Origin of the sequence: Pseudomonas sp. R3.Fl (genome assembly GCF_023516765.1) — a bacterium.
Taxonomy (GTDB): Bacteria; Pseudomonadota; Gammaproteobacteria; order Pseudomonadales; family Pseudomonadaceae; genus Pseudomonas; species Pseudomonas citronellolis.
This window is the reverse complement of the sequence record NZ_JAMGSO010000001.1, coordinates 6,269,197-6,295,775: the sequence shown is the minus strand read 5'-3', so window position 1 is coordinate 6,295,775 and position 26,579 is coordinate 6,269,197. Positions and strand designations below refer to the sequence as shown.

The window sequence follows — 26,579 nt, the reverse complement described above, 5'->3', positions numbered from 1 at the left end:
GCTGGAATCCTTGGGGCCGCCCGGCATGGCGGTGGCGAAGAGCTGAATCATGCAGAATCTCCCGACTGCGATCCATGCAGCGTCGTGGCAAGCCCCGCTTTAGTCAAGCGGGGTGCGGCAACGGGGTGTTTCCCCGCGCCTACGCGCCCAGGAACGGCTGGAAGATCGCCGCCACCGCCTGCGCACCGGCTTCGTCGTCCAGGTGCAGGTGATGGCCGCCGGGCAGCTCGTGCACATCGAAGGGACGCCCGTCGATCAGCTTGCGGATGCCCGGCTCGGCAGAGAGCATGCCGCCCTGGGCCAGCACCAGGCTGACCGGGCACTGCACGGCCTGGACGAAGCTCGCGGCGTGGGCGCGGGTGAAGCGCAGTGGCGAAGGCAGGGTCAGGCGCGCATCGCTGCGCCAGGTGAAGCCGCCGGGCACCGGCATCAGCCCGCGCCGGGCCAGCAGTTCGGCGGCCTCGCGGCTGACCGCGCCGACGCCCTTCATGCGTGCCTCCACCGCGCGGTCGATGGCTTCGTACACCGGCTTGCGCTTGTTCGGCAGCGCCAGTTGCGCCTTCAGCGCCTCGCCCAGCTTGGCCGGCGCGCTGTCGGCCTCGCCGGTGTAGGGCACCAGGCCGTCGATCAGCGCCAGGCGCTCGATGCGCTCGGGCATGGCGCCGGCCAGCAGCACCGAGACGATGGCGCCCATGGAGTGCCCGAGCAGCGAGAAGCGCTCCCAGCCCAGTTGCTCGGCCACCGCCAGCACGTCGTAGGCGTAGTCCCACAGCAGGTAGCTGGCCCCGGGGGCGCGGTGCGCCGAGTGGCCGTGGCCGGCAAAGTCCAGGGCGACGATGCGCAACCCGTCCAGCTTCGGCGCCAGGCGCGCGAAGCTCATGGCGTTGTCCAGCCAGCCGTGCAGGGCCAGCACCGGCTTGCCGTCCTCCGGGCCGAACAGGTGCGCGGCCAGTTCGATGTGCGGAAGGTTCAGGCGGATCTCTTCGACCTGGGCGCTCATGGGCGGGAATTCTCCTGTTCGGCGCGGCGCTGCCAGCGCTCGACGACCTGCTTGATCAGTTCGGCGGTGTCGCGCGGGCGCTCCAGCGGGAACATGTGCCCGCCGGGCAGCGACAGGGATTCGCCCTGCGGCGCCAGGCGCACCGCGCGGGCATGGTGTGGCAGCACCACCCGGCTGTGGCGGCCGCGCACCAGCGCCAACGGCACCGCCAGGCGCCGCGGGCTGCCCGGCGCGGCATGGGGCACGTTGCGGTAGATGCTGATTTCGGTGGGCGGGTCGAACTTCAGGCGCAGGCCCTGGCCACTCGCGGCCAGGCCGTGGCGCACGTAGTCCGCCAGGCAGTCCGGGTCGAAACGGCGGAACAGCGACTTGCCGCCGAAGTAGCGCAGCGCCTCGTCGAAGTCGGCGAACGCCTCGCGCCGCCCCAGGGTGCGCCCGGCCGGGGTGATGCGGTCGATGAAGCCGAAACGCTTGGCGGCGCGGATCACCCACTGGTCGGCGAAGGTCAGTGTCGGCGAATCGAGCATCAGCACGCCGCGGTACAGCTCCGGGCGGCGCAGCGCGGCATGGTAGTGCAGCAGGCCGCCGAGGGAATGGCCGACGCCCCACACCGGCGCGCCCTGGGCTTCGAGATGGAACAGCAGTTCGTCCACCAGGTTCGCCCAGTTGGCGTTCACCGGGAAGCGCGGGTCGTGGCCGTGCATGTCCAGGTGGCGCACCTCGAATTCCGGCGCCAGGGCCTGGAACAGCTTGCCGTAGGTGGCCGAGGGGAAACCGTTGGCGTGGGCGAAGAAGATCGCGTGGGACATGCCGGTGACCGCAGTGCTGATGACTGCGGAATTCTCCCCCAGGCCATGGCTGGCCACAATGGCCCGGCCCACTGCCGGCCAGGGCACTCCGGCCAAAAGCCAGGGCGCCTCAGAACTGCCGCGCCAGGCTGAGCGCGATGCCGCCGGCCACCAGCAGGAACACCAGGCCGCAGGCGCCGTCGATGACCGGCACCGCGCGCAGCAGGCGCTGCTGCAGCGCCGGGCGGGTGAGGGTCACGCTGAGCAGGCTGAACCAGGCGAAGCCGGTGCAGAACAGCATGGCCGCCACCGCCAGCTTGCCGGGCGCGGACATGTCCAGCGGGATCAGGCTGCTGAGCAGGGCGAGGAAGAACACCAGCGCCTTGGGGTTGAATAGGTTGGTGGCCAGGCCGCGCAGCCAGGGCCCCAGCGGCGAGGCCGGCAGCTCGCCGTCCAGGCGCCCTGCCCCGCCCGCGCTACGCCGCGACCAGGCGCGCAACGCGCCTATGCCGAGCCAGCCCAGGTAGAGCGCGCCGGCCCCCTGCAGCAGGCCGAACAACACCGGTGAGTGGCGCAGCAGCAGCGACACGCCGGTCAGCACCAGAGTGCCGTGGACCAGGATGCCGCAGGCCAGGCCCAGGGCGCTGAGTACGCCGGCGCGGCGCCCCTGGTGCAAGGCGGTGCGCACCACCAGGGCGACATCCGGGCCCGGGCTGACCAGGGCGACGGCGAATACGGCGGTGAGCGTCAGCAAGACGCGGGCCTCCTGCATGGCGGGATTCTCCAGGGGAAAGGGGATGTCGGGGTGGGATCAGCGTTGGCGCAGGCGCGCCGGCGGCAGTCCGTAGGTGCGGCGGAACAGGCGGCTGAAGTGCGCCTGGTCGTAGAAGCCCAGGCTCAGCGCCACCTCGCTCAGCGGCTGGCCGGCGAGCACCCGCGGCAGGGCCCGCTCCAGGCGCAGCTGGGTCAGCCACTGGTGCGGCGGCAACCCGCAGTGGTTGCGGAAGCGCCGCAGCACCTGCCAGGGGCTGAGGTCGCAGAAGGCCGCCAGCTCGTCCAGCGTCGGCGGGCTCTCCAGGCGCGACTCCAGCCAGTCGCGCAGGCGTCGCCAGGTCGCGGCGTCGAAGCCCTGGCGTGGCTCGCGGATGCGCAGGCTGGAGGCATGCCCGAGCAGCGTGGCCAGGCCCTGCCAGAGCCGGCCTTCCTGTTCCAGGCGCTCGCCACCAGCCAGCACCTGGTGCAGACCGTGCAGTTGCTGCCGCAGCTGTTCGTCGCGCAACTGGCTGGCCAGCAGCCGTGGCGTGCCCTGACGGCCGTCGCTGAGGCTGCGCGCGGCCTGCTCCAGCCACTGCGGCTCGATGGACAGCACGCGGATGCGGTAGCCGCCGTCGCCCTCGCTGGCGCCGTCGTGGATGCTTTCCGGGCTCATCAGCAGGATGTCGCCGCCACCGGCCAGGCAGCGTTCGCCGGCGTGCACGTAGCGCTGGCGACCGTCGAGCATCAGCCCGATGTGGTAGTCCAGGTGAAAGTGCCGGGGAAAGGCGAAACGGTGGTACTCGGCGTCGATGTAGCGCACGCCGGGCAGCCCGCTGCGGTGGTGTTCGATGCGTTCCATGGGCCTACTCTAGCGCCCGGGCGCCGGCAGGTCTTGGATAAAATTGCGCGGCCGGAAGGCGAATCGCGGACGGAGTCCGCTCCTACGGTCCGTCGTGAGGCATGGCGCTTCCCTGTAGGAGCGGACCTTGTCCGCGATAGCCGAACGTATCGGTGCGATTCGCGGATGAGATCCGCTCCTACGCCGCCCCACACGCGCCATTTCTTTGTAGGAGCGCGCCCTGCGCGCGAAATCGCGGGCAGGGCCCGCTCCTACAGGTCTTCCGTATCGCCTAGCGCTCCAGCGGCACTATGGCCATGGTCAGCCGCGAGATGCAGCTGGGCTTGCCGTCGTCGCCATGCAGGCGGATTTCCCAGACGTGGGTGGAGCGGCCGAGGTGCACCGCCTTCGCCACCGCCGTCACCCGCCCGCTGCGCAGGCCGCGCAGGTGGTTGGCGTTCACCTCCAGGCCCACGCAGTAGTACTTGCTGGTGTCGATGCACAGGTAGCTGGCGGTGGAGCCGACGGTTTCCGCCAGCACCACCGAGGCGCCGCCGTGCAGCAGGCCGTAGGGCTGGTGGGTGCGCGCGTCCACCACCATGCTGGCGGTCAGCGAGTCGTCATCCACCGCCTCGAAGCGGATGTCCAGGACCTCGCCGATGGTCTTCTTCAGGTTGGCGTTGAGCGCCTCCAGATCAGGCGTAGTGCGCCACTGGCTCATGCATTCACTCCCGGCAGTCAGTCATGCCACTGCACCGCTTCGCGGCGCTCGGCCCATTCGTTGAAACGCGCGCCGTAGGTGGATTCCACCACGTTGCGCTTGATCTTCAGGGTAGGCGTGAGGAAGCCGTTGTCCACGCTCCACACCTCCTTCACCAGCACCAGCCCGGCCAGGCGCTCGTGCTTGTCCAGCTCGCCGTTGACCTCCTCCACCAGCTGCCGCAGGCTCTCCTCCAGCTGCGAGCGCGAGCCGTTGGCGGCCTCCTGGCGGCCGACCTCGGACAGCACGCACAACCCCAGCGGCGCCACCAGGCCGTCGCCGACCACGCAGATCTGCTCGATGCGCGAATGCACCGCCAGGCGGTTCTCGATGGGCGCCGGGGCGACGTACTTGCCCTTGCCGGTCTTGAAGATTTCCTTGAGCCGGCCGGTCAGGCGCAGGTTGCTGTCGGCGTCCTGCTCGCCCTTGTCGCCGGTGCGCAGGTAGCCGTCTTCGGTGAGTGTCTCGGCGGTGCGCTCGGGGTCCTTGTAGTAGCCGAGCATGGTCGCGCCGCTACGCACCTGCACCTCGCCCTCGTCGCTGATGCGTACCTCGACACCGGGGCTGGACTGGCCGATCCAGCCTTCGCGCTGCTTGCCCGGGCGGCACACGTGGGAGTAGCCGCAGTTCTCGGTCATGCCGTAGACCTCCAGCACGCTCAGGCCCAGGCGCCTGTACCAGTCGAGCAATGCCGGCGGCACCGGCGCCGCGCCGCACAGGGCGTAGCGCACCGCATCCAGGCCGAGGCCGGCGAGCACCTTGCGCCCGACCAGGCGGCCGACGATGGGCAGGCGCAGCAGGCGGTCGAGCTTCTGCGCCGGCATCTGCGCGTAGACACCCATCTGGAACTTGGTCCAGATCCGCGGCACGCCGAAGAACACCGTGGGCCGCGCGCGGCGCATGTCGGCGATGAAGGTGTCCAGGCTGTCGGCGAAGAAGATCGTCTGTCCGGCGTAGATCGAAGCCATCTCCACGAACATCCGCTCGGCCACGTGGCACAACGGCAGGTAGGACAGCAGGCGGTCCTCCTCGCCGACGCCGAACAGTTGCATGGCGCGGCTGGCGGCGAAGTCGAAGTTGGCGTAGGAATGCATCACGCCCTTGGGCGTGCCCGTGGTGCCGGAGGTATAGATGATGGTGGCGAGGCTGGCGGGGTCCGGCAGCGGCACCTCCTGCAGCGGCTCGCAGGCCTGCAGGTCGTCCCAGCTGTGGTCGAAGCGCCCTGCCGGATGCAGCGGCAGGGACACGCTGAGCACCCCGGCCGGCAGCCCGGGCGCCATCGCCGGCCAGTCGTCGAGCTTGCCGACGAAGGCTACCGTGGCCTCGGAGTGGCTCAGCACCTGGCGCACCGATTCGGCGGTGAGGTTCGGGTACAGCGGCACCGAGATGTGCCCGGCCATCCAGATGGCGACGTCGGCGATGATCCAATGCGCGCAGTTCTTCGAGATGATCGCCACGCGGCTGCCCGGCGGCAGTTGCAGGCTGCGCAGCCAGGCGGCTGCACGCCGCGCCTGGTCGCCGGCCTCGCCCCAGGTGAGGCTCTGCACCTGGCCGCCCGGCAACGGCTGGACCAGGTAGCGCTTGTCCGGGTGACGCGCCTCGCGTTGCAGGAATTGCTCGAGCGGAGAACGAATTTCAGTGACCACATGCCCCTCCTTTTTTGTTGTTCTAGAGGTGTAGCGATAGATCAACCAAGCACTTGCTTGGTCGAATATTCCATGCGTCCTACAGACTGGCAAGAAGGGATATGTGAACTTTTGTAGGGAGATGCTTCAGCAGCGCATGGCGCGTCCGACGGCGAACTGCTAAAAGCAGCGGCAGACCCCTGTGGAAAGCTGCCCATGCCGTTCATCACCGACAGCGCGCTGGCCGAGTTGGCGCTGCTGTTCAACCTGCTCTGCGCCACGCTGTTCGGCGGCCTGATCGGCCTCAACCGCCAGTTGCACCACCGCCCCGCCGGGCTGCGCACCCACGCCCTCACCGCCCTGGCCGCGGCGCTGGCGATCACGGTGATCCAGCAATTGCAGCCGGGCACCGCGGATGCCGCCAGCCGCGTGGCCCAGGGCGTGCTCACCGGCATCGGTTTCATCGGCGCGGGGGTCATCGTCCACCACGAGCGCCGCTACCGCGTCGAGGGGCTGACTACCGCCGCGACCATCTGGGTCTCGTCGATGCTCGGCCTGGCCTGTGGCACCGGGCACGTACTGACCGCCGCCGTCGGCCTGGCGCTGACCTTGCTGATCCTGGTGCTGGGCAACCGCCTGGAACAGCGCCTGGCCGGACGCGGGCCGAACGATGACGTCAGCCTGACGGACGACGACAAACCGAATTGACCCGCAGAAACGCCAAGGCCCCGCGAGGGGCCCTGGCGGAACCGTCAACCGCGTCCGGGATGGTAGAGGGAAACCAGCGTCATCAGCCCCGCCAGCGGCCCCTCGCCTTCCAGTTCGGCCAGGGAGGCGGTGGCCATCGGCAGCGCCTCGTCGCGGCTGCCGTGCACCAGCAGCCCGCCCAGGGAACCGATCAGCGGCTGGTGGCTGACCAGCAGCAGGTTGCGCTCGCTGCGGTTGTCGAGAAAGCGCAGCACGTCGCGAGGATCGTCGTCCGGCGTCAGCCAGGGCGCGGTGCCCACCGCGCCGTCGAAGCCCAGCGCCTCGCGCACCAGTTCGGCGGTCTGCTGGGCGCGCACGTAGGGGCTGGCCAGGATGCCGTCCAGCGGGTGGCCGGCCAGGTGCCCGGCGCTCTGCAGCACTTCCTTGCGGCCATGGGCGGTCAGTTCCCGCTCGGCGTCGCGGCGGGCCTGGGGTTCGGCCTGGCCGTGGCGCAGCAGCCAGATCCTCACAACTTCGGCTCCTCGTCGCGCGCCGGGTGCGGCGCCGGCGGCACGGCGTGGGCGGCCTCGCCTTCGGGGGCGCGGGCGGCCGGCCAGTCGGCGAAGGGCCAGGGTTTCTCGTCGCTGTTGAAGGTGCCAAAGCGGCCGATCTGCGCCAGGTACTGGCTGAGGCTGTCGCCGAAGGCCAGCAGGCTGGCGCTGGGCGCGCCGTAGATGATGCGGTAGACCAATTGCACCACCACCACGGCGCCGAGCAGCATCTGCGCGACGTACCACACCAGGGCGAACAGCAGCATCCAGAGGATGCGCAGGGCCAGGGATTCCTTGTTCATACGGTCGGCCAAACGATCAGCGGACATGGGTATCTCCTCAGAAGCCACTGGTGGGAATGAAGTCGGTGTCGGTCTTCGGCTCGCCGCTCATCAGCGCCTGGATCACCTGGGCCAGGGTGCGCCCGCCGAAGAGGATGGCGTAGAGCCCGGCGACCAGCGGCATGTAGACGCCCAACTCGTCGGCCTTGGCCTTGAGCACCTTGAGGGTGTTCACCCCTTCGGCGGTCTCGCCCATGCGGGCGACGGCGTCGTCGAGGCTCAGGCCCTCGCCCAGGGCGAAGCCGACCTGATAGTTGCGGCTTTTCGGTGACGAACAGGTGACGATCAGGTCGCCCACCCCGGCCAGGCCGAGGAAGGTCATGGGGTTGGCGCCGAGCTTGACGGCGAAGCGCGTCATCTCCGCCAGGGCGCGGGTGATCAGCATGCCTTTGGTGTTCTCGCCCATGCCCAGGGCCGCGGCCATGCCGGCGATGATGGCGTAGACGTTCTTCAGCGCGCCGCCCAGCTCGACGCCGAAGCGGTCGCCGCTGGCGTAGACGCGGAAGGTGCGACCATGCAGCGCTTCCTGCACGCGGCTGCAGAGCGCCTCGTCCTCGCTGGCGACCACGGTGGCGGTCAGCTCATGCTCGGCGATCTCGCGGGCCAGGTTCGGCCCGGAAATGACCGCGATGCGCGCGGCCGGGGCGATTTCCTCGAGAATCTGGCTCATCAGCTTGAAGCTCTGCGCCTCGATGCCCTTGGTCAGGCTGACCAGCGACTTGCCCGCCAGTTGCCCGGCGAAGGGCTCCAGCACCTTGCGCAGCGCGCTGGAGGGCACGGCGACGAAGATGAGTTCGCAATCGTTCAGGGTCGCTGCGAGGTCGGTGACCGGCTCGACGTTCTCGTGGATGCGCACGCCCTTGAGGTAGCGCGGGTTCTCGCGCAGGGCGCGGATGCTCGCGGCCTGCTCCTCGTCGCGCATCCATTGGCGCACGCGTTGGCCGTTCTCCGCCAGCAGGTTGGCGAAGGCGGTGCCGAAACTGCCGCCGCCCAGCACAGCGATCGGTTGCTGCTCAGTCATGTCACTTCCATCACGGGCCGCACGCGGGCGGCGATTGGGGCATTATAAGGCGCCACCGCCAGGCGGCCAGTGCACATCGCACGCTGGCAAAGCGCCCCGCCTCGTTTAACATCCGTCCCCGTAGAAAACCGAGAACAGGGCCGTTCCGTGCAAGCCACGCACCATCGCCAGAATCGACCAGCCGCCGGAGAGGCACGATGACTCCGCGCAAGGGCTGGAACATCCAGAACCGCATGCTCGCCATCAGCCTCGGCCCCGCGTTGCTGTTGACCCTGCTGCTGACCGGCTACTTCACCTATTCGCGCCTACAGGACCTGCGCCAGGAGCTCAACCACACCGGCCAGCTCATCGCCAACCAGCTCGCTCCGGCAGCGGAGTATGGCGTGCTTTCGGGCAACCTGCCGGTGCTGCAGAGCCTGCTGCGCACCACTCTGGGCACGCCGCACGTCCGCTTCATCGAGGTGCGCAACCGCAATGACGAGATCCTCGTCTACGCCGAGCAGCCGCCCAGCGACAACGGCCAGGTCGCGCCCAAGATCGAGGTGTTCCACGCCGCCATCCAGCGCGAGCACGTCGCCCCCGAGGTGCCGGGCGACGCCGCCACGCTGCGCCACACACCGGGCCGCCAGGACCAGCCGGCCAGCGACGCCGACTACCTGGGGCGCGTGGTGGTGGGCATGGCCAACGACGCCTTCAGCGAACGCCAGCAGGAAATCCTCTTCAAGGCCAGCCTGCTGGCCTTCTTCGCCCTGCTGTTGACGCTGCTGCTGGCCCGCCGCCTGGCGCAGCGCCTGGCGGCGCCGATCAGCACCATGGCCAACGCGGTGCAGGCGATCCAGACCGGCGACTACCAGACCAGCCTGCCGGTGCTGGACAACGGCGAAGTCGGCGACCTCGCACGGCACATCAACAACCTGGCGCGCGGCCTGCAGCAGGCCAGCAAGGAGCAGGAACGCACCATCGCCCAGCTGGTGGCGGCCCGCGAGGAGGCCGAGCAGGCCAACCGCAGCAAGTCGGACTTCCTGGCGATGATGAGCCACGAGCTGCGCACGCCGATGAACGGAGTGCTGGGCATGCTGCAACTGCTCGAGACCACCGAACTCAACCACGAGCAGGCCGAATACACGGCGCTGGCCACCGAGTCCACCGAGCACCTGCTCAAGGTCATCAACGACATCCTCGACTTCTCGCGCATCGAGCGCGGCGCTCTGGAGCTGGAGCGCATCCCCTTCAACGTGCTGGAGCTGATCCAGGGCTCGCTGCTGGCCTTCCAGCACAGCGCCCAGCAGCGCGGCCTGACGCTGCGCATGGACGTCCAGCCCGGGCTGGAGCACCTGGAGGTGCGGGGCGACCCGACGCGCCTGCGGCAGATCCTGGTCAACCTGCTGGGCAACGCGCTGAAATTCACCGAGGAAGGCGCCATCCGTCTGGAAGTCCGCTGGCAGGCCCTGGACGATGAAGTGCTGTGGCTGACCTGCGCGGTCAACGACAGCGGCATCGGCATCTCCCCGGAACGCCTGGAGCACATGTTCGAAGCCTTCAAGCAGGCCGACTCGTCCACCTCGCGGCGCTACGGCGGCACCGGCCTGGGCCTGGCCATCGCCCGCACCCTGGCCGAGCGCATGGGCGGCACCCTGCAGGCATCCAGCGAGGAAGGCCTGGGCTCGACCTTCACCCTGGAGATTCCCCTACCCTTCCAGGCACGCAGCCTGGGAGCGGCCGAACGCGCCCTGCGCGCTTCGGAGCAGGCCACCGGCCAGTCGGTGCTGCTGGTGGAGGACAACCCGGTGAATCAAACGGTCATAGAAGCCATGTTGCGCAGCCTCGGCTATCGCGTCACTCTGGTCGGCGATGGCGCGCAGGCGGTGCGCACGGCGGAACGCAACGAATTCGATGCCATCCTCATGGATTGCCGCCTGCCGCTGCTCAACGGCTACGAGGCCACGCGACAGATTCGCGCACTCCCCGGACGCCAGCAGGTGCCGATCATCGCCCTGACCGCCAATGCCCTGCAGGGCGATCGCGAGCTGTGCCTGGAGTCAGGCATGGACGATTACCTGGCCAAGCCGTTCAAGCGCGCTGATCTACAGAAAATTCTGCAGCGCTGGTTGACCTCCGGGCGTTGATCCGCGGGGCCTGTTCGCCCAAACTCGTGGGCCTGCGAGGCTGATCGGCAAAATGCACGCCCAGCTGGAGCAACAGAGGCACCGGAAGAAAGTGAACAACCGTTCGCCCGGTGCTGTGACTTTAACCGACAGGCAATAGTCTATGACTAGGCTGCCGCAGGACGCCGCTACAAGAATGAGGCGCGCGGAGCCGCAGGACGATCGATTTCGCCCTGCCGTTCAGGATTTTTGAGGAGCTCGCATGACCAAACAACACGCCTTCACCCGAGAAGACCTGCTGCGCTGCAGCCGCGGCGAGCTCTTCGGCCCGGGTAATGCGCAACTGCCCGCCCCGAACATGCTGATGATCGACCGCATCACTCACATCAGCGACGTCGGCGGCAAGTATGGCAAGGGCGAACTGGTCGCCGAGCTGGACATCAACCCCGACCTCTGGTTCTTCGCCTGCCACTTCGAAGGCGACCCGGTGATGCCGGGCTGCCTGGGCCTGGACGCCATGTGGCAGCTGGTCGGCTTCTACCTCGGCTGGCAGGGCAACCCCGGCCGCGGCCGCGCCCTGGGTTCGGGCGAGGTGAAATTCTTCGGCCAGGTCCTGCCGACCGCCAAGAAAGTCACCTACAACATCCATATCAAGCGCACCATCAACCGTTCGCTGGTCCTGGCCATCGCCGATGGCAGCGTCAGCGTCGATGGCCGCGAAATCTACAGCGCCGAAGGCCTTCGCGTCGGCCTGTTCACCTCCACTGACAGCTTCTAAGGGTAATCCGCATGCGTCGCGTCGTGATCACCGGCCTGGGCATCGTATCCTGCCTGGGCAATGAAAAAGACACCGTCTCCGCCAACCTGCGCGCCGGCCGTGCCGGTATCCGCCACAACCAGTCGTACGTCGACATGGGGCTGCGCAGCCACGTCTCCGGCTCGGTGAACCTCAACCTCGAAGAGCTGATCGACCGCAAGGTGTTCCGCTTCATGGGCGACGCCGCGGCCTATGCCTACCTGGCGATGGAACAGGCGATCAAGGACTCCGGCCTGACCGAAGAGCAGATCTCCAACCCGCGCACCGGCCTGATCGCCGGCTCCGGCGGCGCTTCCACCCTGAACCAGATGGAAGCCATCGACACCCTGCGCGAGAAGGGCGTCAAGCGCATCGGCCCATACCGCGTCACCCGCACCATGGGCAGCACCGTTTCCGCCTGCCTGGCCACTCCCTTCCAGATCAAGGGCGTGAACTACTCCATCTCCTCGGCCTGCGCCACCAGCGCGCATTGCATCGGCAATGCCATGGAACAGATCATGATGGGCAAGCAGGACGTGGTCTTCGCCGGTGGCGGTGAAGAAGAGCACTGGAGCCAGAGCTGCCTGTTCGACGCCATGGGTGCCCTCTCCACCCAGTACAACGACACCCCGGAAAAGGCCTCCCGCGCCTACGACGCCAAGCGTGACGGCTTCGTCATCGCCGGCGGCGGCGGCATGGTGGTGGTCGAGGAACTGGAGCACGCGCTCAAGCGCGGCGCCAAGATCTACGCCGAAATCATCGGCTACGGCGCCACCTCCGACGGCTACGACATGGTCGCCCCGAGCGGCGAAGGCGCCATCCGCTGCATGCAGCAGGCGCTGTCCACCGTCGACACCCCGATCGATTACCTGAACACCCACGGCACCTCCACCCCGGTGGGCGACGTGGCGGAAATCCGCGGCATCCGCGAAGTCTTCGGCGGCAAGGCCCCGGCCATCAGCTCCACCAAGAGCCTGTCCGGCCACTCCCTGGGCGCCGCCGGCGTGCACGAGGCGATCTATTGCCTGCTGATGATGCAGGGCAACTTCATCGCCGGTTCCGCCAACATCGACGAGCTGGACCCGGAAGTCGCCGACATGCCGATCCTGCGCGAGACCCGCGAGAACGCCAAGCTCGACACCGTGATGAGCAACAGCTTCGGCTTCGGCGGCACCAACGCCACCCTGGTGCTGCGCCGCTTCAACGGCTGATCGTTAGCTCGGTACGGAAAAGGCGCCCTTCGGGGCGCCTTTTTTGTTGTCTGCGTTTCTTGGTCGCCGAAGGCCCGCGGAAGGGAAGCGAAACACGTAGGGCGGATAACCGTTCGCGGTTACCCGCCGATGGCCCTGGTGCCGAAGCCGACGGCAGATAACGCTTGGGGCGTTATGCGCCCTACGCCTGCGCATCAGCTCTGCTTTTCGCAGGAGACGCTTAGTTCTTGCTCGCGAACGGTGTTTGCCGGCATCAGCGGGGTTTCGGGTTGACTCCGCTCCCTCTCCCCAGCCCTCTCCCGCAAGCGGGAGAGGGGGCCGTTCGGCGTTGTCGGCACGTTTGGCGTCGACCTGAAACCTCGGTTCGCGAGCAAGCTCGCTCCTACCAAGAGCACTACAGCCTGTAGACAATTGCTCCTACGGGCGCAGGAGACACACCCTCGTAGGATGGCGTTGAGCGATACCCATCGCCATGGCCCCGCCCCCTGTAGGAGCGGGCCCTGCCCGCGATATCGCGCGCAGGGCGCGCTCCTACAAGGGGAATGCAATGGCGTGGATGGGATCACCCCAGCTTTTCCACGCCCCAAAGCAAAACCCCCGACCAGCCAGGCTGATCAGGGGTTTTGGGATAGGTGCTTGACGATGACCTACTCTCACATGGGGAAACCCCACACTACCATCGGCGATGCGTCGTTTCACTGCTGAGTTCGGGATGGGATCAGGTGGTTCCAACGCTCTATGGTCGTCAAGCAATTCTTTCGGATGCTCGTGGCTTGCGCTCACGCTCACCCAGATTCGGGTATGTGACAGGTCTTCTTTGCGGTTCACACGAACTTTCGGTTCGTCGACTTCACCGTCCAACACACAAATTGTTTGGGTGTTATATGGTCAAGCCTCACGGGCAATTAGTATCGGTTAGCTCAACGCCTCACAGCGCTTACACACCCGACCTATCAACGTCGTAGTCTTCGACGGCCCTTCAGGGGAATCAAGTTCCCAGTGAGATCTCATCTTGAGGCTAGTTTCCCGCTTAGATGCTTTCAGCGGTTATCTATTCCGAACATAGCTACCCGGCAGTGCCACTGGCGTGACAACCGGAACACCAGAGGTTCGTCCACTCCGGTCCTCTCGTACTAGGAGCAGCCCCTCTCAAATCTCAAACGTCCACGGCAGATAGGGACCGAACTGTCTCACGACGTTCTAAACCCAGCTCGCGTACCACTTTAAATGGCGAACAGCCATACCCTTGGGACCGGCTTCAGCCCCAGGATGTGATGAGCCGACATCGAGGTGCCAAACACCGCCGTCGATATGAACTCTTGGGCGGTATCAGCCTGTTATCCCCGGAGTACCTTTTATCCGTTGAGCGATGGCCCTTCCATACAGAACCACCGGATCACTAAGACCTACTTTCGTACCTGCTCGACGTGTCTGTCTCGCAGTCAAGCGCGCTTTTGCCTTTATACTCTACGACCGATTTCCGACCGGTCTGAGCGCACCTTCGTACTCCTCCGTTACTCTTTAGGAGGAGACCGCCCCAGTCAAACTGCCCACCATACACTGTCCTCGATCCGGATAACGGATCAGAGTTAGAACCTCAAGCATGCCAGGGTGGTATTTCAAGGTTGGCTCCACGCGAACTGGCGTCCACGCTTCAAAGCCTCCCACCTATCCTACACAAGCAGGCTCAAAGTCCAGTGCAAAGCTACAGTAAAGGTTCACGGGGTCTTTCCGTCTAGCCGCGGATACACTGCATCTTCACAGCGATTTCAATTTCACTGAGTCTCGGGTGGAGACAGCGCCGCCATCGTTACGCCATTCGTGCAGGTCGGAACTTACCCGACAAGGAATTTCGCTACCTTAGGACCGTTATAGTTACGGCCGCCGTTTACCGGGGCTTCGATCAAGAGCTTCGCTTTCGCTAACCCCATCAATTAACCTTCCGGCACCGGGCAGGCGTCACACCCTATACGTCCACTTTCGTGTTTGCAGAGTGCTGTGTTTTTAATAAACAGTCGCAGCGGCCTGGTATCTTCGACCGGCGTGGGCTTACGCAGTAAATACTTCACCCTCACCGGCGCACCTTCTCCCGAAGTTACGGTGCCATTTTGCCTAGTTCCTTCACCCGAGTTCTCTCAAGCGCCTTGGTATTCTCTACCCGACCACCTGTGTCGGTTTCGGGTACGGTTCCTAGTTACCTGAAGCTTAGAAGCTTTTCCTGGAAGCATGGCATCAACCACTTCGCTCTCTAAAAGAAAGCTCGTCATCAGCTCTCGGCCTTGAACACCCGGATTTGCCTAAGTGCCCAGCCTACAACCTTAAACTTGGACAACCAACGCCAAGCTGGCCTAGCCTTCTCCGTCCCTCCATCGCAGTAACTAGAAGTACAGGAATATTAACCTGTTTCCCATCGACTACGCATTTCTGCCTCGCCTTAGGGGCCGACTAACCCTGCGTCGATTAACGTTGCGCAGGAACCCTTGGTCTTTCGGCGTGGGAGTTTTTCACTCCCATTGTCGTTACTCATGTCAGCATTCGCACTTCTGATACCTCCAGCAAGCTTCTCAACTCACCTTCACAGGCTTACAGAACGCTCCTCTACCGCGCATCTTACGATGCACCCGTAGCTTCGGTGTGTGGTTTGAGCCCCGTTACATCTTCCGCGCAGGCCGACTCGACTAGTGAGCTATTACGCTTTCTTTAAAGGGTGGCTGCTTCTAAGCCAACCTCCTAGCTGTCTAAGCCTTCCCACATCGTTTACCACTTAACCACAACTTTGGGACCTTAGCTGACGGTCTGGGTTGTTTCCCTTTTCACGACGGACGTTAGCACCCGCCGTGTGTCTCCCACGCTGACACTTCCAGGTATTCGGAGTTTGCATCGGTTTGGTAAGTCGGGATGACCCCCTAGCCGAAACAGTGCTCTACCCCCTGGAGTGATACGTGAGGCGCTACCTAAATAGCTTTCGAGGAGAACCAGCTATCTCCGAGCTTGATTAGCCTTTCACTCCGATCCACAAGTCATCCCCTACCTTTTCAACGGGAGTGGGTTCGGTCCTCCAGTCAGTGTTACCTAACCTTCAACCTGCTCATGGATAGATCGCCCGGTTTCGGGTCTATACCCAGCGACTAAACGCCCTATTAAGACTCGCTTTCGCTACGCCTCCCCTATTCGGTTAAGCTCGCCACTGAATATAAGTCGCTGACCCATTATACAAAAGGTACGCAGTCACCCAACAAGTGGGCTCCCACTGCTTGTACGCATACGGTTTCAGGTTCTATTTCACTCCCCTCTCCGGGGTTCTTTTCGCCTTTCCCTCACGGTACTGGTTCACTATCGGTCAGTCAGTAGTATTTAGCCTTGGAGGATGGTCCCCCCATGTTCAGACAACGTTTCACGTGCGCCGTCCTACTCGATTTCACTTCCTAGAACCTTTCACATACGGGGCTATCACCCACTATGGCCGCACTTTCCAGAGCGTTCTGTTAGATTCTAAGAAGCTTAAGGGCTAGTCCCCGTTCGCTCGCCACTACTAAGGGAATCTCGGTTGATTTCTGTTCCTCAGGGTACTTAGATGTTTCAGTTCCCCTGGTTCGCCTCACACACCTATGGATTCAGTGTATGATAACCAGCTTGTGCTGGCTGGGTTCCCCCATTCAGAGATCTCCGGATCAAAGTCTGTTTGCCGACTCCCCGAAGCTTATCGCAGGCTACCACGTCTTTCATCGCCTCTGACTGCCAAGGCATCCACCGTATGCGCTTCTTCACTTGACCATATAACCCCAAGCAATCTGGTCATACGTCTCGAACGTGAAGACGACATTCGCCGAAAATTCGCGCTTGAACTCGCAAATTTTACCTTGACTTGAATGATCACCAGTGAAAGAGATCATTCAGTCTACTTCTATCACATACCCAAATTTTTAAAGAACGGTTCCGGTACAAAGACCAGACAGCAAGGTTCGTTCTATCGAACATTCCTGTCTGAGCTTTACGACGATTGCGGAAGATGGTGGAGCCAAGGAGGATCGAACTCCTGACCTCCTGCGTGCAAAGCAGGCGCTCTCCCAGCTGAGCTATGGCCCCATCAGATCAAGGCACCACCACAACAATTGGTGGGTCTGGGCAGATTCGAACTGCCGACCTCACCCTTATCAGGGGTGCGCTCTAACCAACTGAGCTACAGACCCAATCGTCTAACCAGTGAATCAAGCAATTCGTGTGGGAGCTTATGAGTAAGCTAGGATCTTCGATTAAGGAGGTGATCCAGCCGCAGGTTCCCCTACGGCTACCTTGTTACGACTTCACCCCAGTCATGAATCACTCCGTGGTAACCGTCCCCCTTGCGGTTAGACTAGCTACTTCTGGAGCAACCCACTCCCATGGTGTGACGGGCGGTGTGTACAAGGCCCGGGAACGTATTCACCGTGACATTCTGATTCACGATTACTAGCGATTCCGACTTCACGCAGTCGAGTTGCAGACTGCGATCCGGACTACGATCGGTTTTCTGGGATTAGCTCCACCTCGCGGCTTGGCAACCCTCTGTACCGACCATTGTAGCACGTGTGTAGCCCTGGCCGTAAGGGCCATGATGACTTGACGTCATCCCCACCTTCCTCCGGTTTGTCACCGGCAGTCTCCTTAGAGTGCCCACCATAACGTGCTGGTAACTAAGGACAAGGGTTGCGCTCGTTACGGGACTTAACCCAACATCTCACGACACGAGCTGACGACAGCCATGCAGCACCTGTGTTCCGATTCCCGAAGGCACTCCCGCATCTCTGCAGGATTCCGGACATGTCAAGGCCAGGTAAGGTTCTTCGCGTTGCTTCGAATTAAACCACATGCTCCACCGCTTGTGCGGGCCCCCGTCAATTCATTTGAGTTTTAACCTTGCGGCCGTACTCCCCAGGCGGTCGACTTATCGCGTTAGCTGCGCCACTAAGATCTCAAGGATCCCAACGGCTAGTCGACATCGTTTACGGCGTGGACTACCAGGGTATCTAATCCTGTTTGCTCCCCACGCTTTCGCACCTCAGTGTCAGTATCAGTCCAGGTGGTCGCCTTCGCCACTGGTGTTCCTTCCTATATCTACGCATTTCACCGCTACACAGGAAATTCCACCACCCTCTACCGTACTCTAGTCAGGCAGTTATGGATGCAGTTCCCAGGTTGAGCCCGGGGATTTCACATCCATCTTACCAAACCACCTACGCGCGCTTTACGCCCAGTAATTCCGATTAACGCTTGCACCCTTCGTATTACCGCGGCTGCTGGCACGAAGTTAGCCGGTGCTTATTCTGTTGGTAACGTCAAAACAGCAAGGTATTAACTTACTGCCCTTCCTCCCAACTTAAAGTGCTTTACAATCCGAAGACCTTCTTCACACACGCGGCATGGCTGGATCAGGCTTTCGCCCATTGTCCAATATTCCCCACTGCTGCCTCCCGTAGGAGTCTGGACCGTGTCTCAGTTCCAGTGTGACTGATCATCCTCTCAGACCAGTTACGGATCGTCGCCTAGGTGAGCCATTACCCCACCTACTAGCTAATCCGACCTAGGCTCATCTGATAGCGTGAGGTCCGAAGATCCCCCACTTTCTCCCGTAGGACGTATGCGGTATTAGCGCTCCTTTCGGAACGTTGTCCCCCACTACCAGGCAGATTCCTAGGCATTACTCACCCGTCCGCCGCTGAATCCAGAAGCAAGCTCCCTTCATCCGCTCGACTTGCATGTGTTAGGCCTGCCGCCAGCGTTCAATCTGAGCCATGATCAAACTCTTCAGTTCAATACTGATCGGGTTTTGAGAAAACCCTAAACTTGGCTCAGCAATCGCAAAAAACTCTCGAATTCACGAGTGTTACTTGTGATGCTGATAATCTTGCGATCACCAGTCTTAGCTCACAAGCACCCACACGAATTGCTTGATTCAACTTGTTAAAGAGCAGTTGGTTAAGGCTTTCGTCTCAACCGAGGCCGCGCATTCTACGCCAACCTCTTATTTCGTCAAGCGTTATTTTCAGAATTTTTCGTTCCTACTCAACCGCTTGCGCTGTCGATCGGCCGGAGCTTCTCGTCAGCGGGAGGCGCATTCTACAGCGATCAAACTCGCTGTCAAGCACCTCGGCGATCTTCCTTTTGGCTCGCTGCCGGAGCAGCTGTCGAACCCAAAGGCGGCGAGTGAATCACCGGCCTGATCACCACTCTCAACTTCGAACCTGCTTAAGTGCTTGATTTTCAAGCCCTTTCAGCGCTTCGTCGCTGGGAGTGGTGCGCATTATAGGGACTTCAAAACCCCCGTCAACGACTTTTTGAAACTTTTATTTCAGCGGTACTCTTTCCTGCAGCAGCGAGACCAGCGAGTCGAAGTCATTCATTTGATAGAGCGGCAGGTACAGCTTCCTGACCGCGCCCCTCACCTGCCCTGCCGAGCCCATGTCGCCGCTGACCACCTTCCTCTTATAGGCAACCTGCTCGTCCTGGTGCCGGTACACGTCTTCCGCCGACATCCAGAACACGCCCTTCACGCAAGGCAGGTCGTACCAATAGACGTAGGCGCACTTGCGCGCGCCCGGGCCGTTGACCACGAGCTCGCGCTGGGCGTTCAACTTGCCGGCGACGTCCAGCGTCATCGAGTGGGAATAACACTCGTAGGCCGGATTGACCTTCTGTGAGATCCGCAGGAACGGCCGGAATATGACCTTGAACTCCATCAGCAGCAGAACTTCGCCGCTTTGCACATGCCGCACTTGGAAATCCGGCATGTGCAGCTCCTGCTGATCGGCCCGTTCGATCACGAGCCCCGGAACGAGGGTATCCAGGACTTGCTGGAAGTAGGCCTCGAACACCGCCTCCAGTTCATTGCCCAGGTCGATGTCCGGGTTCTTGTCTATCTGCTTGAGCGTGGAGAGGTGAAACTTCTCGCATTCCCGACAAACCGCGTCGCCGGGTCGTTTCAGCGCTGGAACGCCCTGCGCCTCATCGAGATACATCGTCTGGTAGTAGTGGCGTGACTCCTGCTGCCAGGCGAGCAGCCTGGAGTGCCCCGCCGGAACGCGGGCGACCAGCCCCGGCGGCAACGACTCCAGCAGGTTCTGGTACAGGTTGCAGGCCTTCCATGGATTCGACATGCGAACATCTACTCCCTACAATCGACGCCCCTCAGTCATGCTACACGAAGAGATCGCACGTTCTTCATGATCAAGCTGCTCAACACCTACGAAGACCGCGACGAGGCGGAAGCCGCCGCCGAGAAGCTGACCGGCCCCAAGCGCCTGGCCAGCGAGCGCGACGACACCACCACCATCTACAATCTCTTCGGCGCCCCGACCTGGGGCAACTTCCTCCGCCTGGGCATGTACAACCTGGAGGAACTCAAGACTCTGCTGGCCAACCGGGAAAGCTGGGATGGCGCACAGCAGGCGCGCCACGCGGAAATCGCCCGGACCCTGGCCATCGTGGCCAAGAACTACGAGATCGAAGTTCCTGCCCACTGGCTGTAGCCCTCGGCTACAGCCAGCAGCACCCTACCCTATCCTCGCGAACATCTTCTCCAGATAGCTGCCGGCGCCATCCTCCATGAAGAGGATGTGGCGGTCCTCCAGCTCCGCTTTCGGGCAATGCTCCGCGACGTTCAGCAACTCCGCGTAGGGCGTCGGCGACAGCACGAAGGCGTTGAGCACGAGCGTCTGCTCGCCCGGTTTGGCCAACGTGGCCTGGATCGACTTGACCTCCTTGTACAACCCCAGCTTCGGGTGTCCCAGGTCCAGGTTGCGCAGGCCCTTGGGGTCCACGAAGGTCAGCCACTGCTGCCCCGTCGCCTCGTCCACCAGCCAGAGCAGGAAATCGGGATAGAAGTTGCCCGCGGTGGCGAAGCCCAGGCCCTTGTCCTGGGTGGCGGCGTTGCGCAGCAGGTACAGGCTGCGCGAGCCGATGGCCTGCCTGCCGGCGGGCGAGCCGTGGAAAGCCTCCAGGTCCCTGACGAAATCCCACTCGCTGGGCGCGTCGAACGCCAGCGGGCGCAGCTTGAAGGGCACGGCGTCCTTGTCGTCCAGCGACAGCAGCGGGTAGTACAGGTGACGATCGAAGCTGATGGCCACCATGTGCGGCGCACTCCATTGGCCGGCCTGGTCGATCCGCCCTTCCGCCACCAGCGCCTTCAGCTCCTCCAGCTTGTGGAAATACTCCAGGCCCTGCTCGCTGCCCTCGATCTCGAAGCGGTAGCCCTTGAGCATCGAGCCGTGCCCCGCGTCCAGTTGGACCACGTCGTAGAACTGGCCTTCGTAACCGCTCTTCAGGGCCTTGTAGAAACGCTCGGTGTAGTCGACCAGCAGGCGGACCAGTATGTCTTCCTGCTTGCTGACGTCGGCATAGCCGGTGATCGCCAGCTCGCTGGCCGGGATCAGCAGTGTGTACCAGTCGGCCGGCCCCTGGCAGAACTCCATCAGCTTCTGCCGGTCCAGGCGCAGGTTGCTCCAGCCCCGCTGCAGCTTGCAGTCCTGCAGCTCGACATAGATGCGGTCCCAGTCGAACAGGCCGAACAGCGCCGGGTTGAGCCTGGCGCGGTTGCGCGCCTGGGCCACGGAGCCCGCCGCCTTCGTGGTGCTCAGCGCCTCGATGCGCGGATACAGGTCCAGCGTCACATGGGGCAGCTTGACCTTGCCGGCGAACGCCGCGGGCACTTCGTACAGCCAGGGGAAATGGGTGCGCTTGAAGCCCTTCTGCTGGTTGTCCTTGTAGCCGTCCTTGAGCGCCAGGGTCCTCAGCTTGCCTTGCGGCAGGTTCGCCCGGGTGGGGAGCTCCAGCTCGATCAGCTCGTCGCTGGGGGTGATCCCCTCTTCCTTCAGGTAATCCTTGAAGGCGGCGATGTAGTTGGCGCGCACGCCGAAGATGTTCAGGGTTTCCAGCTTGTCCAGGTGCAGGCCCTTGGGGCGTTCCTGGGGGCTGGTGCGCTTGAGCGAGAAGCCCTCGCCCTTCAGCCGCACGCCGCGGCCGAACAGTTGGATAATCTGCGAACCCTCGCCCTGCCCCATGTTGAGCAGGCCCATGGTGGAAACCCGCCAGCTGCTCCAGCCCTCGGTGAACTTGCGCGAACCGATCAGCACGTTCAGCCGGCTGTCCTTGTGGTTCAGGGTGCCGAAGAGCGCGCCGCTGAAGTCATCCGCCTCGCTGTCGAAGGCAGCGCAGGCCTCGGCCTGGCGGAAGAAGGCGGAGTCGTCGCCGATGTTGATCAGCGCGAAGGGCTCGCCATCGCCCACCCGCAGGGCGAGTTCGCCCTTGCTGCTGCGGATGTTGACCAGCTTCAGGCGCTGGCGGGCCGGGGCGTTGAACACACGCTGGAGGATATCGGCGTACAGCTCGTCGATCCTGTCGCCATAGCCCAGCAACGGCGCGAAGCGCCCCTGGAAGATGTTGTTGCCCTTGGCGTCCAGCAACTGCGCCTTGTCGTTCACCAGGTCCGCCAGCCAGGCCTTGATCTGCGCCTCGCGATTGAGGAACTCGGCGAGGAAGGTCACCACCTCGAGAATGTCCGAATCCTCGTCCGCCACCTTGTTGCCGACGAACACCCAGAGCGGTTTCTCGATGTTGAAGTCCTGCAGCTGCTCGCGATGACGGCTCCACAACCAGGTCTGCTGGTAGAAAGCCAGCAGGCAGGCGGCGAAATACTTGTAGGCGTTGTCGCCCTCGGCATAGGCCTCGCCGTTCATGTTGAGGATCAGCGAGTCCTTGCCGTAGCCATCCTCGTAGAAGAACTTGTACGAGTAGTCGAAGAGGATGCACTTGGCATAGACCTCGCGGGTCGCGGTGATGCGCGCCTGGCGCAGCTCCTCCGCAGTCAGCGCCAACTGCGCCAGTTGGTCCTCGTCCAGCTTCTTCAGGCTGGCGGTCTGGAACAGCATCTTCGCGCGCTTCTTCTTCAGCTCTTCCTCAGCCGCGTCGACGGTCAGCCCCTTGGCCACCGCCTGGCCGAAGGTGGCCGAATACTCGAAGGCGAAGCCGCCGCGCACCAGGGCGTCGCGCCGGCTCATCCAGGCCCCCGCGGCAGTCCCGGTGCCGCGGTGGCCTTCGTCCACCAGCACCAGGTTGTTGCCCTCGAAGGCGTCCACCGCCACGGTCTTGTCGCCCATCTCGTCGCCGAGCTTGTTGATGTCGATGATCTCGATGGTGCCGCGCGGCGGCGTCTGGCTCTTGTTGAAGAACTGGGCGAAGCCGAAGCCGGACAGGTGCAGCTCTTCCAGGTGCTGGCGCGACAGGCCCTCGTTGGGCGTCAACAGGATGACCTTGCTCGGGTAGCGGTCGCCATTGCCGGCCTGGAAGTAGTGCAGGTACTGCAGGATGTTGACGTGCAGCAGCAGCGTCTTGCCGCTGCCGGTGGCGTTCCAGAAGGCGATCTTGTTCAGGTCGTCGGCGTCGAAGTCGCGGAACGGATCGGCGCCGGCCTCCCCGCGGTAGGCCGCCAGGGTTTCGTTCAGGCCATCGAGCAGCGCTTCGCGGCGATTGAAGTACCAGTCCAGGTAGATTTCGGTGAACAGCAGCGACAGGTACTGAAAGTACTTCATCTGCAGTTCGTGGCCTTCGCGCTTGTTGCGCTGGGCGGTGATGCGCTGCCAGTGCGCGACGATGTTCAGGTCGTAGCGGCGCAGCTCCGCCTCGCCAATGCGCTGCGGCTCGAAGAGGTTGCCGGCGAGCTCGTGGAAGAACAGCGTCTGGCCGTCGTCGTCGATGCCTTCGTGGCGGTCGTCGCCCAGACGCAGCTTCAGCGCCCCCAGGCTGCCGCCCTTGAAGAAGCCCAGCATCCAGCGGTTGAGCACCAGTTCCTGGTGGAAGCTCCGCTTGCCGGCCGCGCCCCGTGGTGCACGCGCCATCAGAGCGCCTCCACGGCGAACATGCGTTCGAGGAATTCCGGCTCGATCTGGCGCAGCTTGAGCTCGCGGGTAGCGCCGCCCTCCGCCGCGGTCTGGGTGAGCACCGAGGGGATGTTGTGGTCGCCGTTGAGGTAGATGACATCGAAGCGGCTGTTCGCCGGGTCGATCGCCAGTTCCTCGCAGAGCCGGCTGATGCCCTCGTAGTCGAGAACCTCGCAGTCACGCCAGAGCACCAGGCAGCTTTCCCCGCCCGGCAGGCTGCCGGTGACCTTGACGAAGCCGCGTTCCAGCTGCGCATCCACCTGGCCGACGCGCAGGCCGAGGAGGTAGTTGAAGGTCTCGACCAGGTCCACCGGGCGCCGCTCGAAGGCGCCGGCGGAGTCCACCGCGATGTCCATGGCGTAGTCGAACGGCTTGCGGAAATCGCCGATCGACAGCAACGAGGCGCGGCTTTCCACGTTCAGCATGTAGCGCAGCAGGTAGTCGTCCCGCGCGTGGTCCGGGAGGAAGCCGAACAGGTCGCCCACCGCCGGCGGCCGGGCGAGCTGGATGTTGTTCAGGGCGTCCTCGTAGCTCTCCAGCTTGAGCACCTTGAAGCAGCCGGACAGGCCGGTCTGCGGCGCCGTGGGCTCGCCGTCCTTCCATTGCGCGGAGTAGATGGCCTTGATCGCCCGCGGCTTGGTCACGGTTTCGAAGTACTCGCCCTGCTCCACCAGGATGAACCCGAGTTTGGGCTCCAGGCCCGCGGCCTGGGCCTCGCGCCGCAGCTCCACCACCGCATGGGCGGTGGTGCCGCTGCCGCCGAAGTAGTCGAGCACCAAGGCCTGCTCGTCGGCCTGGACCGCCAGGGAGATGCACTTCTTCACCAGGTGGATCGATTTCGGGAAGTCGAAGCGCTTCTCGCCGAGCATGTCGATGAGCAGGCTGTTGCCATACTTGCCGGCATCGAACTCGCCGCCGCTCCAGACGGTCTTGGGCACGGTCTGTTCATGGGTGACGAACAGGTCCCAGTCATCGCCGACCTTGAGCGCCGCGACGCGCTCCAGGTTCTGGCGGATGGAGTCGAGGCCGAAGTTCCAGCGCCGCTCGACGCCTTCCTGGTCGATAGGCCACACCTCGATGCGCCCATCGGCCAGCAGGACGTTCTTGCCGGTCGGGTGGAAGTCGTCGTCCGGCACCGTGCCGACGTCGACCACGCGGCCGTCCACCACGTAGATCGGGTAGAACGACGGCCGCCGGTCGATGCGCCGGGAGTTCTCGCCCCAACGCCGCATCTTGCGCGGGGTGCCGTTCTCTTCCAGGGTCCTGGCGATGCTCGACAGCCCGTCGCGGGTGAGGAACAGCGCGTACTCGTGGGTACGGTTGAAGTTGCGGGTGATCGAGCCCTTGGGGTTGTGCACCACGGTGACCCGCGACAGCGTGTGCTCCGGCGCCACCTGCTCCATCACCTTGGACAGGTTGACCATCTCAGAGTCGTCGATCGCCACCGTCTTCACGCCGTCGAAGCGCAGCAGGCTCATGCCCTTGAGCAGGCGGTCCTGCATCAGGCTCATCCAGGACGAGTGCTTGTACTCGTTCTTGTAGAGGATGGGCGTGGAGTTGGTGTTGTAGGGCGGGTCTATATAGATGTACTTGACCTGCTCGCGGTAGCGCTCCTGCAGGAAGCTCAGGGCCTGGAAGTTGTCGCTGTGGACGAAGGTGCCGTTGACGCTGCCATCCAGGTCGGCGATGGAAGCCAGCAGCCGCGCCTTGAAGGCGGCGTCGTAGAGGCTGGTGTCGAGCATCCGGAAGGGGGCGTTGCGCAGGTCCTGCTCGGTGCCGTTCGCCGCGCTCGTCCAGAGCCCCAGCTGGCGCCACTGCTCCCACTGCCGGGGGTTGCCGGCGATGGCCGGATACAGCGCCTCCGGCACCCGGTCCAGGGTGATGCAGTAATGGCTGGAGACCACGAACTTCTTCTTCAGCCAGAGCTTCTTCTGGAACTCCTCCAGTTGCGCCAGGAAGTCGATCAGCTCCCGGGCGATGGCCCGCAGGCACTGCGTCATGCGCAGGCTCTTGTCGATGTCGGCGATGGCCGTGGCGTTCTGCAGGTCGTCCAGGTGCAGGACTTCGTTCTTGATGTAGAAGTCCAGCTCGCCGCGCAGGAAACGCCCGAGGTCCTTGTGGATGAAGTAGTCGGCGGTGTTCTTGCTGGCGTAGTCGGTGAGATTCTTCTCCAGCAGCGTGCGCTGCGGGTTCTTCTCGGTCGGCTCGCGCCTGGCCAGCTCGGCCCAGCGCGCCTTGACCGCCGCGTCGCCCAGCACGGTCTCGACGGCCTTGCCGATCAGCGTCTCCTGCTTGGTGCCCTTGGCCACCGCGCGGTATTCGAAGCGCAGCGTCAGCAGCGGCTGGCCGTCGGCCCCGTCGCCCTCCTCGATGGGCAGCAGCGCTTCGTCGTATTCGTGGCCGTGCTCGTCGGTGCGGCTCAGCGTCATCGGCTCGATCAGCGCGAAGCGGCGTTCCTTGTCGTTGTCCTTGCGGTTGTCCTTGGCGGTGTCGGCGGCCACCAGGCGGAAGTGCACGGCGCGGCCGTCTTCCAGGCGGAAGCTGTAGTTGGCGAAGTTCTCGCCGCTCTTGGTGTAGTACTGGTCCTTGTTGGCCCAGTGCAGCATGACTTCCTCGCCGGCGTAGGGGATGGCGTAGGTGTCCCCCTTGTAGCGGCGCTGGCTGACGAAATCGCCGTTGTTGTAGTAACGGCTGAAGAAGGTCAGCAGGTGGCTGAAGACGGCGTTCTCGTGCTCGGCGCCGTCGCCCCCCGCCAGGTGCTCCTGGATCTTGCGCGGCAGGCGCCGCTCCAGGTAGTCGTTGATCTCGCCGGCGCGGGCATTGAGGATGCGGTAGACGCCGAAGTCCAGCTCCGGGCGGTCGATCTGGAAGATCTCGCGCAGCTTGGCGACCAGGGCCTGGTGCTTGGGATTACGGATGTCGCTCATGACTTGGCCTTTTTCAATACCGCTGTATCTGTCCGGGTTCAGCGCCGGGAAAACGCACGCCGCACCCGCAGCCGGGTTCGGCACGGCGGGCTCGGACTATGCTCGGGATGCACGCACCGCCGGCCCGCGCCGCAGTGGCGAGGCGCTTCGGCGGCATGACGACCGGGGTGGCAGGCGGAAATCAGGATTCAGCTCCCTCTGCGATCCGGCAGGCAGTGAATCTCAACTGACTTGCGATTGGCAACCTGGGCCGCGCCCTGCCA

Annotated in this window: 18 protein-coding genes, 2 tRNA genes and 3 rRNA genes; 6 read left to right on the top strand and 17 right to left on the bottom strand. The window is 63.9% G+C overall.

Features of this window, described 5'->3' with window-relative positions; all coding sequences use genetic code 11:
* Nucleotides 1-139: 139 nt before the first annotated feature.
* The 6 genes from M8R19_RS27910 to M8R19_RS27885 form a co-directional block, all read right to left on the bottom strand.
* The gene (locus tag M8R19_RS27910; protein WP_058072957.1) at nt 140-1,000 is read right to left on the bottom strand and encodes an alpha/beta hydrolase; all 861 of its coding nucleotides are present in this window, start codon (nt 998-1,000) and stop codon (nt 140-142) included.
* The gene (locus M8R19_RS27905) at nt 997-1,809 is read right to left on the bottom strand and encodes an alpha/beta fold hydrolase (RefSeq protein ID WP_249920243.1); all 813 of its coding nucleotides are present in this window, start codon (nt 1,807-1,809) and stop codon (nt 997-999) included. Before M8R19_RS27905 ends, M8R19_RS27910 begins: the two co-directional genes overlap by 4 nt.
* A gap of 109 nt (nt 1,810-1,918) precedes the next feature.
* Entirely contained in the window at nt 1,919-2,560 is a 642-nt protein-coding gene (locus M8R19_RS27900) for a LysE family translocator (protein WP_074984914.1), read from the bottom strand.
* A 39-nt stretch (nt 2,561-2,599) separates the two neighbouring features.
* Nucleotides 2,600-3,403, bottom strand: a complete 804-nt coding sequence (locus M8R19_RS27895) for an AraC family transcriptional regulator (RefSeq protein WP_249919544.1) — start codon at nt 3,401-3,403, stop codon at nt 2,600-2,602.
* A gap of 271 nt (nt 3,404-3,674) precedes the next feature.
* Nucleotides 3,675-4,103, bottom strand: a complete 429-nt coding sequence (locus tag M8R19_RS27890) for a hotdog fold thioesterase (protein ID WP_009618548.1) — start codon at nt 4,101-4,103, stop codon at nt 3,675-3,677.
* 17 nt (nt 4,104-4,120) lie between these two features.
* A complete protein-coding gene (locus tag M8R19_RS27885) occupies nt 4,121-5,788 on the bottom strand; it encodes an AMP-binding protein (protein WP_074984919.1) in 1,668 nt (555 codons plus the stop codon).
* Nucleotides 5,789-5,983: 195 nt separating this feature from the next.
* Here M8R19_RS27885 and M8R19_RS27880 point away from each other — a divergent pair, with 195 nt between their 5' ends.
* Nucleotides 5,984-6,475, top strand: coding sequence for an MgtC/SapB family protein (locus M8R19_RS27880; protein ID WP_074984920.1), 492 nt, complete (start codon nt 5,984-5,986; stop codon nt 6,473-6,475).
* Nucleotides 6,476-6,519: 44 nt separating this feature from the next.
* Here M8R19_RS27880 and sixA read toward each other — a convergent pair whose 3' ends face one another.
* The 3 genes from sixA to M8R19_RS27865 are packed head-to-tail and all read right to left on the bottom strand — an operon-like array spanning nt 6,520 to nt 8,367.
* Nucleotides 6,520-6,984, bottom strand: a complete 465-nt coding sequence (gene sixA / locus M8R19_RS27875; protein ID WP_043272187.1) for a phosphohistidine phosphatase SixA — start codon at nt 6,982-6,984, stop codon at nt 6,520-6,522.
* Nucleotides 6,981-7,307 carry a DUF4389 domain-containing protein gene (locus M8R19_RS27870; RefSeq protein WP_370311548.1) on the bottom strand — a complete coding sequence of 109 codons (327 nt, stop codon included), beginning with the start codon at nt 7,305-7,307 and terminating at the stop codon, nt 6,981-6,983. Before M8R19_RS27870 ends, sixA begins: the two co-directional genes overlap by 4 nt.
* A 37-nt stretch (nt 7,308-7,344) precedes the next feature.
* Nucleotides 7,345-8,367 (bottom strand): NAD(P)H-dependent glycerol-3-phosphate dehydrogenase, encoded by a 1,023-nt coding sequence (locus tag M8R19_RS27865; protein WP_009618538.1) that lies wholly within the window; start codon nt 8,365-8,367, stop codon nt 7,345-7,347.
* A gap of 197 nt (nt 8,368-8,564) precedes the next feature.
* Between M8R19_RS27865 and M8R19_RS27860 the strand changes: the two genes are divergently transcribed.
* The 3 genes from M8R19_RS27860 to fabB all read left to right on the top strand — a co-directional run bounded on the left by M8R19_RS27860 (nt 8,565) and on the right by fabB (nt 12,479).
* Complete coding sequence (locus tag M8R19_RS27860) at nt 8,565-10,493, top strand: ATP-binding protein (protein ID WP_043314254.1); 1,929 nt, start codon at nt 8,565-8,567, stop codon at nt 10,491-10,493.
* Between the two features lie 241 nt (nt 10,494-10,734).
* Nucleotides 10,735-11,250, top strand: a complete 516-nt coding sequence (fabA, locus tag M8R19_RS27855) for a 3-hydroxyacyl-[acyl-carrier-protein] dehydratase FabA (RefSeq protein ID WP_009618534.1) — start codon at nt 10,735-10,737, stop codon at nt 11,248-11,250.
* Between the two features lie 11 nt (nt 11,251-11,261).
* Nucleotides 11,262-12,479, top strand: coding sequence for a beta-ketoacyl-ACP synthase I (gene fabB / locus M8R19_RS27850; protein WP_249919543.1), 1,218 nt, complete (start codon nt 11,262-11,264; stop codon nt 12,477-12,479).
* 634 nt (nt 12,480-13,113) lie between these two features.
* On the opposite strand, the gene rrf is transcribed toward fabB, so the two are convergent.
* The 5 genes from rrf to M8R19_RS27825 form a co-directional block, all read right to left on the bottom strand.
* A 5S ribosomal RNA gene (gene rrf, locus M8R19_RS27845) occupies nt 13,114-13,229 on the bottom strand.
* A gap of 134 nt (nt 13,230-13,363) precedes the next feature.
* Nucleotides 13,364-16,253: ribosomal RNA gene (locus M8R19_RS27840) — 23S ribosomal RNA — on the bottom strand.
* A gap of 236 nt (nt 16,254-16,489) precedes the next feature.
* Nucleotides 16,490-16,565: transfer RNA gene (locus M8R19_RS27835), tRNA-Ala, on the bottom strand.
* Nucleotides 16,566-16,592: 27 nt separating this feature from the next.
* A tRNA-Ile gene (locus M8R19_RS27830) sits at nt 16,593-16,669 on the bottom strand.
* Nucleotides 16,670-16,733: 64 nt separating this feature from the next.
* Nucleotides 16,734-18,270 (bottom strand): 16S ribosomal RNA (locus tag M8R19_RS27825).
* Together the 16S, 23S and 5S rRNA genes with 2 tRNA genes alongside form the textbook arrangement of a ribosomal RNA operon.
* A gap of 136 nt (nt 18,271-18,406) precedes the next feature.
* Between M8R19_RS27825 and M8R19_RS27820 the strand changes: the two genes are divergently transcribed.
* A complete protein-coding gene (locus M8R19_RS27820; RefSeq protein WP_249919542.1) occupies nt 18,407-18,679 on the top strand; it encodes a hypothetical protein in 273 nt (90 codons plus the stop codon).
* 123 nt (nt 18,680-18,802) lie between these two features.
* Here M8R19_RS27820 and M8R19_RS27815 read toward each other — a convergent pair whose 3' ends face one another.
* Nucleotides 18,803-19,612 carry a hypothetical protein gene (locus M8R19_RS27815; protein WP_249919541.1) on the bottom strand — a complete coding sequence of 270 codons (810 nt, stop codon included), beginning with the start codon at nt 19,610-19,612 and terminating at the stop codon, nt 18,803-18,805.
* Nucleotides 19,613-19,681: 69 nt separating this feature from the next.
* Between M8R19_RS27815 and M8R19_RS27810 the strand changes: the two genes are divergently transcribed.
* The gene (locus M8R19_RS27810; RefSeq protein WP_249920242.1) at nt 19,682-19,984 is read left to right on the top strand and encodes a hypothetical protein; all 303 of its coding nucleotides are present in this window, start codon (nt 19,682-19,684) and stop codon (nt 19,982-19,984) included.
* Between the two features lie 24 nt (nt 19,985-20,008).
* On the opposite strand, the gene M8R19_RS27805 is transcribed toward M8R19_RS27810, so the two are convergent.
* Together M8R19_RS27805 and M8R19_RS27800 are read right to left on the bottom strand one after the other, a co-directional pair.
* Nucleotides 20,009-23,347 carry a DEAD/DEAH box helicase family protein gene (locus M8R19_RS27805; RefSeq protein ID WP_249919540.1) on the bottom strand — a complete coding sequence of 1,113 codons (3,339 nt, stop codon included), beginning with the start codon at nt 23,345-23,347 and terminating at the stop codon, nt 20,009-20,011.
* Nucleotides 23,347-26,316 carry a DNA methyltransferase gene (locus M8R19_RS27800; RefSeq protein WP_249919539.1) on the bottom strand — a complete coding sequence of 990 codons (2,970 nt, stop codon included), beginning with the start codon at nt 26,314-26,316 and terminating at the stop codon, nt 23,347-23,349. Before M8R19_RS27800 ends, M8R19_RS27805 begins: the two co-directional genes overlap by 1 nt.
* Nucleotides 26,317-26,579 lie beyond the last annotated feature (263 nt).